The 7,119-nt window shown below is 62.3% G+C and carries 8 protein-coding genes; 1 reads left to right on the top strand and 7 read right to left on the bottom strand.

All coding sequences use genetic code 11. The features are described 5' to 3' along the window. The first annotated feature begins 94 nt into the window (after positions 1-94). Positions 95-532, top strand: coding sequence for a DUF7112 family protein (locus tag C489_RS07585; RefSeq protein ID WP_006430620.1), 438 nt, complete (start codon positions 95-97; stop codon positions 530-532). 150 nt (positions 533-682) lie between these two features. On the opposite strand, the gene C489_RS07590 is transcribed toward C489_RS07585, so the two are convergent. The 7 genes from C489_RS07590 to C489_RS21870 form a co-directional block, all read right to left on the bottom strand. Then, entirely contained in the window at positions 683-1,183 is a 501-nt protein-coding gene (locus C489_RS07590) for a helix-turn-helix transcriptional regulator (RefSeq protein WP_006430621.1), read from the bottom strand. Between the two features lie 338 nt (positions 1,184-1,521). Next, positions 1,522-1,995 (bottom strand): FlaD/FlaE family flagellar protein, encoded by a 474-nt coding sequence (locus C489_RS07595; RefSeq protein WP_006430622.1) that lies wholly within the window; start codon positions 1,993-1,995, stop codon positions 1,522-1,524. A 183-nt stretch (positions 1,996-2,178) separates the two neighbouring features. Then, positions 2,179-3,906 carry an archaellar assembly protein FlaJ gene (flaJ, locus tag C489_RS07600; RefSeq protein ID WP_006430623.1) on the bottom strand — a complete coding sequence of 576 codons (1,728 nt, stop codon included), beginning with the start codon at positions 3,904-3,906 and terminating at the stop codon, positions 2,179-2,181. Positions 3,907-3,913: 7 nt separating this feature from the next. Then, the gene (locus C489_RS07605) at positions 3,914-5,593 is read right to left on the bottom strand and encodes a type II/IV secretion system ATPase subunit (protein ID WP_006430624.1); all 1,680 of its coding nucleotides are present in this window, start codon (positions 5,591-5,593) and stop codon (positions 3,914-3,916) included. After that, positions 5,594-6,322 carry an ATPase domain-containing protein gene (locus C489_RS07610; RefSeq protein WP_006430625.1) on the bottom strand — a complete coding sequence of 243 codons (729 nt, stop codon included), beginning with the start codon at positions 6,320-6,322 and terminating at the stop codon, positions 5,594-5,596. Next, positions 6,319-6,780, bottom strand: a complete 462-nt coding sequence (locus C489_RS07615; RefSeq protein ID WP_006430626.1) for a flagellin — start codon at positions 6,778-6,780, stop codon at positions 6,319-6,321. The genes C489_RS07610 and C489_RS07615 overlap by 4 nt, the downstream gene beginning before the upstream one ends. Before the next feature lie 2 nt (positions 6,781-6,782). Continuing rightward, a partial coding sequence (locus C489_RS21870; protein ID WP_006430628.1) for a hypothetical protein occupies positions 6,783-7,119 on the bottom strand: 337 nt, incomplete at its 5' end.

Consider the following 7,119-nt stretch of genomic DNA (forward strand, 5'->3'; position numbering starts at 1 on the left):
GAGATGTGTATAAGAGACAGCACCGACATCGACGAACTACTCGGCGACGCCGACGACGAGTAAGCAGCGCCGATTTCAGTCCGATTCGTTTTCAATGTCAGACAGAATTGCGAGCGACCACCCCGCCGTAGACACGGTTAGATCGACGTGTACGGAGACGGCGACGGGGGTCAAACTCGAGGTGCCGGCCGAGGATCGCGACCAGTTCCCGACCGACGAGGTCGTCCGCATTGCACTCGACGGGGAGGAACGCTTCGCACGGGTCGAACGCGCGCTGACGGGCGACGAGCTGTCGATTCCGGGGGTTTACGACACGCCGGATCTGGCTCGAAACCCGAGCGGTGCGACCGACCGGCTGACCGAGTGGACCGACGACCACGACGTGCCGGCGGGCGGCTCGGTGCTGATCGACGTCGTCGAACCCGAATTCCTCTACGGCTGTCGCGCACCCGGCGAGACGGCCTACTACGACGCCCGCGAACCGCCAAGTGAGAGCCTGAGCGATATTGCGAAGGATCTCGAGGAGTCCTAACGAACCTGCTGCCGATATCGGCGGCAGGTCCCTCCCTCGAGTTTCGCCGTCCGAGCAGCGGCTGCGATTGCGGTTCTCACGACGCTCACTGGTATCCGGACAGCGGTCGCTCTCTCGAGGCGGTGTCGACGAAACGAAAATACAGCTAGCTCAGAGTCGGGGCAGGAAGGCGTACAGCAGGAGTCCGAAGGCCAGATGCTGGACCATCGTTTGCTCGACGGTCGCGCGAACGTACTCCTCGTCGTCGATGGAGTACTCCTTGGTTCGCACCTTGGCGTGCATCGAGAGCACGTCCTCTTCCTCTAGGTTGTGCAGGCTCGGGTAGACGGTCCCCGGACTGAGCTGTGCACCGAAGAGGTGGGTCAGGTCCGAGAGGAGTTCCTTGCCGTGGGTCTCCTCGTGGAGCGCGATGAGCATCAGGAGGATTTCGTCTAAGTTCTCCTTGATGATGGCCTCGTCGAACTGGACCTCGTCGGTCGGGAGCGCGCTGTTTACTTGCTCCATCAGCTCGTCGAGTTCGCGTTCGATGTCTTTCGTCCCGTCGTCGGTCGATCCGAGGGAGATATCGTACGATTCCGACTGGTTGTCCGCAGTCGCCGCCCTCGACAGTTCGTCGAGCACGGATTCGGTATCAGATGTGTCCTCACGCATTGACGATCACCAGATGGGGGTGTCGTGAGCGTCCCGGTCGGAGCCGCCGGTCACGCAAACCGGCGAGCGGTCGAAGACGGGACGTGTTCACGAGTACTGAGTCCCTGACGCCGGGAGGTATTAAGGGACAGGGAGCCGGACGATCCGTTTTCCCTATAAATCAAAACATCATGAATGACATAATAACTGACTAGTGGACGACTCGTATCGTGATCGCCGGGAGAGTCGAGAAGAAGCAGACAAATGGCGTCATATGCGGAATTTTCTTTGGATATTTCCATTTCTTGGTTCGAGAAAATCTCCTTGATAACTGTTGTGGCTAGCTGCCGGATAAACGGTCAGTGCGATGACGGGCCATCGCGGATGATGCTGACCATCTCGTTCGGTCCGTCGGCGTCCGCGTCGTCCCCGTCGTCCTCGTCGTCGATCCGCCGCTCGACTCGCCGTTCGGCCATCCGAGCAATCATCACGTGTTCCTCGAGGTCGTCGCCTCGAATCTTCGAGATGTACTCGAGGCTCTGTGCGTGTGCGCTAAAGAGGGTCCCGCTCAGGGACTCGAGGGGGTACTCCAGTGTCGTCGGTTCGTCGTAGCGTTTGTTGTGAATCTCGCCGAGCGAGAGCCCGCGCAGGTAGGAGACCATCTGCTCGCGGACGAGCGGGCTGATCCAGCCCAGGTCCTCGTAGTAGCGCAGGCAGTTCAGCGCGCCCGTCGTCCCGAAGGTCTCGCCGAGAAAGCGCGCCCACTGGATGGTGGCGTCGGTTCGCCCGGCCGATCGTTCGAGCGTCTCGAGATAGGGCTGTGAGTGTGACATGGGGTGGCCGGCGTCGCCGGTCTATTGCTGTTCCAGTCGCGGAACGGTCAAGAAGATTCGCGTCATTACGAGCGATGAGTCACCAACGGAAACGGCTGCTGTGACGGTGAACAGGTGATCGGCAACTCTCGAGTCGGTGTTTTGAGTCCACCCAAGAAGCGATTCCAATTCGCGCCGCCGATCTCAAACGCTGATGACGACGTTGACGACGTACTGCGTGATGACGGCGATGACGGCACCGAGCCACGTCATGATGACGAAGTGGACGAGGGCGCTGATCATGTGGCCGCGGTCGGTGATGCGGATCATGACCGCCGAGAGCGCGGCGTTGATGAGGATCGTCAGGATCAGCAGGTACTCGATGGTCTGAATGTTGTACTGCTCGGTATTCAGTAGGCTCCCGGCGACGTCACTCTGTTCCTGTAAGTTCATCTCGTTCGTGATGTTCATCATGATCTCGACGACCTCGAGGCCGACGAAAAACGAGAAGACGGCGGCGGCGGTGATGCCGTAGAGGACGCCGATCAGCGTCATCGTCGCCTGCTGGCGTTGCTCGCGTACTTTGAGCACTTCGTTCTGGTTCTCGCTGATGACTTGGCCGAGCACCTGCGGGTCGCCACCCATCTGGCGACCGATGACGTACATGTCGCCGAACTTCTGGATGAGGTAGGAGCCGGTTTCAGCAGCGAACAGCCGCCACGAGCGGATATCGTCGATACGCATATTCAGACGCTTGTAGAGCGCATCGACGTTGTCGGTCAGGGCCCCGAAGTCCTTGCGCCGCAGGCTCTCCAAGACGCTGCCGGTCGAGGTCTGTTTGACGCTCTCGACGGCCCCGAGCGCGCGGATGAAACTGGGGAACTCCCCGTCGCGGACCTTGACCTTCTGTTCCTCTTGGCGCATCCGCCAGCCGGGAAGCAACAGCGGCGTGACGGGAATCGCGGCCATGATCGGCAGCGGGACGCGGTCTGCGATGGGTGGAACGAACCCGAGCGCGGCGAGGACCATGACGAGCGCGAGGACGACGCTGCACCCGATCCCGATCGCGAGCGCCCGCGGGATCCGGGTAAGCGGGCCGGTCCCCTCGGTTTCCTCGATGTACCAGATGGGATCGTACGGCGAGACGACGTGAATCGCGTAGACGAAGGCCACCTGCACGATCGAGAACATGACGATGGTGCCGCCGATCAACACCGTCGGATTGGTCCCGATCAGGATCGGCAGGACGATGGCGAACACGAGGATAAAGGCCACCGACAGCATCATCGACATGTACAGCTCCTTCATCACGTCGAGTTTCGCCAGGTCGGCCTCGTAGCGGGTGACGAACTGCTGGATGATCGTGTCCTGTTCGTCCATCAGGAACTCGCTGATCTGCTGACCGCCGCCGACCGTGTAGGCGAGCCGCTCCAGGAAGTCCGTCAGGAGCGGGCTCGTGGTCTGTTTGGCGCGCAGCCGGCAGGCGTCGTCTAAGCTCTGATTCCACGTGTCGACCATCGCGACGAGATGGCCCATCTCCTCGGCGAGGGCGTCGTACTCGTCTTCCTCCGCCAGCGTCCGGAAGATCTCGACGCGGTTGATGTTCGTCATCGAGAGGACCGTGATGTGGGTCAGGAAGAGGTGAAAGCGCTGGCGGACCTGCTTGCGCTTGCGGTCCTGGGCCAGTTTGGGGTAGATGATCGCGACGACCATCGCCAACAGCCCCAAGAGGACGACCGGGAGCCCGAGCATCAGCGAGAGCCCGAGGGCGAGGACCGCCACTCCCGAGCCGAGGAAGAACACGAACGCGGGCGCGATAATGAGCAGGAGATACCGCGAGGCGGACATCTCCATGTTCGCGTACGCCATGTTGAGCGACTCGAGGGCCGATCGAGCGCTCATATCGGGCGCGGACTGGGTGTCGGTCGACATGGTGAACTCAGGCGAACTGATCAATGCCGCTGATCCGGATGGGCAGCCCCTCGAGGCCGTCGCGTTGGAAGTCGGCGATCGCGTTGTTGACCTCGTGGTAGCCCAAGATATCGGCGTCGATGAGTTGGCGGATGATCTCGGCTCGACGATCGAGTTCGTCGTAGATCTTCCGGGTGTCCTCGTAGCCCAGCAGCGTCGCGATCTGTTCCTCGAGGACGAAGGAGTTGTTGCGGCCGGTGAAAGCGACCTCGTCGTCGCGGGGGTCCCATTTGAACGCCTGTCGGGTGACGACGCCGCCCTCGTAGTCGGAGTAGCCCTCGATCTCCTGGACCGAGGTCACCCGCCGGAGGACGTCGTCGCCCTGTTTGACCCGGTTCTGGAACAGCGCCACGTCGCAGTTGTCCATGAACGTCTCGGGGACGTTGATCGGCGCGCCGGTAAAGCGCTGGATCATCGAGACGATGTCGCTGGCGTGGAAGGTCAGCATGACGGGGTGGCCGGTCTGGGCCGCCTGAAACGCCATCTGCCCCTCCGCTCCGCGGACCTCACCCACGACGATGTAATCGGGCCGCGAACGGAGCGCGGCCGCGACCAGATCGAACATGTCCACGTCGGCCGACTCGTCGCCCGACCCCTCGCGGGTGAGCAGTTGCTGCCACGTGTTGTGGGGCGGGATGACCTCCGCGGTGTCTTCGGCCGTGTAGATCTTCGCGTCTCGTGGGATAAACGAGAGCGCGGCGTTCAGCGTCGTCGTCTTCCCCGAGGCCGTCTCGCCGACGACGAAGACGGTCTGTTCGTTCTCGAGGCAGAGCCAGAGGTAGGCCGCGAGTTCCGGGCTCAGAGTCCCCCACTTCGTGATCTGGAAGACCGACAGCGGGATCTCCTCGCCCTGTCGGATGGTCAGCGAGGGGCCCTGCACCGAGACGTCGTCGGAGTAGATGATGTTGATACGCGAGCCGTCGGGCAGGGTCGCGTCGATGACCGGATCGGAGTCACTGACCGGGTGGTTCATCCGCTCGCCCATGTTCCGCAGCCACTGCTCGAACTCCTCGGGGGTCCCGAAGTCGACCGTCGCCGAGATCATCCCGTAGGTGCCGTGATCGAGGTAACACTGTTTGGGCCCGATCACGTGGATGTCCTCGTTGGCCGTGTCGACCATCACCGGTTCCAGCGGGCCGAGTCCGACGATGTCGCGCTGGAGCTGGTATCGCAGTCGGGTGAACTGGTCGCTCGAGAGCGAGATTTTGCTCGTCCCGAACGACTTGAGTCGGCCGATCGACTGTCCGGTGATCCCGGAGGTGACCTCGACGACCTCATCTAGGAGTTCGTCTAAATGCTCCTCGAACTCCTCGTCGTTGCCCGGTGCCGGCCGGGTGACGCTCTTGTCGAGGATCCGCTGGCGGATGCGGTTGTATAGCGCCTTGTCCTCGTCCTCGAGGGTCGGCTCGACGCAGTAGTAGGTGGTGTCGATCCCCAGATCGCCGTGGACGTGACAGAAGATCGGTGCCTCGGCCTCGTAGATGACGTTGGGCCGATCCGACTCCCACTCGCCGCTTGGCTCGTCGATGAGCTTCGGGTACTCGCCGTGCTCCTCGTAGAACCACTCGAGGTGTTCCCGGAGGTGCGGGTATTCGTCGGCCAGGGCATCGAGTTGGCTCTCGAGTCGAGCGGTGCCGAAGTCGGACATTTAGGCCACCGTCCTGCTGACGATCGAGAGCCCGCGGCCCTGCTGGACGCTGAAGCCGATGGAGTCGTCGACCGGGTTCTTCATGTTCTGGAACCGCCGGACCAGGATCTTCCGCCTGATCTCCTGGCCGACCGTGTTCGTCTCGATCTCGAGGTAGATATCGGCGACGTTTCGCAGCGGTCGCAACGCGTCGTCGCGGACGCTCGTCGGGTCAACGGTCAGCACGACGGACTTGTCCCGCATGGTCACCTGCCGCAGGAACGTGACCAGCCGCTGGATGACGTGGTCCTCGTCGCCCTCGTTGATGACCGCCTCGTAGTTCGGATCGTTCCGCAGGAGCGACGACAGCGTGTCCACGAAGACGACGTCCGCTTTCCAGAGCGTCTCCGCGCTCGCGAGGCGACCCAACAGCTGCCGTTCCTGCCCTTCGTTGCGGGTGTCGACGTTCGCGTGCAAGAACAGCAACTGCTCGTCCAACAGCAGGTCGACCACGTCGTAGGATAACGAGTTCATCTGCTGGACGAACTCCCACGACTTCAGCTCCGTCGAGACGTACGTGACGTAGGCGTCCTCGGTCGCCATCCCGTAGGAAAAGCGCTGGGAGAGCGCGCTCTTGCCCGCGCCGTCTTGGCCTTCGATGAGGACGATACTCCCCGCTGGGATCCCGCCGCCGATGGCGTTGTTCACGCGGTCGCGATCGGTCAGTCCGATGGAGTGATACTCTGTCATGAGACGTAGAATTCGAACACCTCTTCCGCGCCGTTGACGGTCACCTGCACTCGGTGTTCTGTGGTCGTCGCGAGCGGTTGGTTAATCTCGAGTTCGGCGACCGTGCCCCGTCGCCACGGCCCGCCGTCGTCTTGCACCGTGACCGTCATCGCCTCGTCCGAGATGTACGAGCCGTTGACCAGCACGTCGAGACCGGTTCCGTCGTCGGCAAGGGTCTTCTGGCCGGTGTTTTTCACGAGGATCGTGACGGTCCCTGACGTGTCGTCGTACACCGCATCGCTCCCCGGATCGCTGATGATCTCGATGTCGGTATCGATCTTGTCCGTCACGTCGGCACTCTGGGTATCGACCGCGTTGCTGAGTTCGTTGACGTTAGTCACCAGCGTCCCGGCGACGCCGGCTGCGACCAACATCGCGGCGATGAACAGGATCAGCGTCGAGACGGAGTCGCCCGCCATGGTTACCGCACCACCGTCTCGGCGATTCCGTGTTCGGTCACGAACTTCGCCCTGCTCGGGTCGGCCGAGACCGAGACCGTGACGGTCAGCGTCTCGCCGGGCTGCCACAGTTCGCGGTCCGGGGCTCCGTCGACGCTCGTCTGGTCGGAACTCAGGTTTCGATAGTCGCCGTCGATCAAGAGAGCCGTCTCGGCGACCGAAAGCGTCGTCGAGCCGGTGTTATTCACGTGCATGATGAACTCCTCGTTTCCGCTCTGGTAGCCCTGTGAGTCGATCTCGATCGCCGTGTTTCGCATCTCGAGGCGTCGATCGTCGCGGTCGTCGATCGCCGTCGACCGG

The organism is Natrinema versiforme JCM 10478 (genome assembly GCF_000337195.1).
In the GTDB taxonomy this organism is placed as follows: domain Archaea; phylum Halobacteriota; class Halobacteria; order Halobacteriales; family Natrialbaceae; genus Natrinema; species Natrinema versiforme.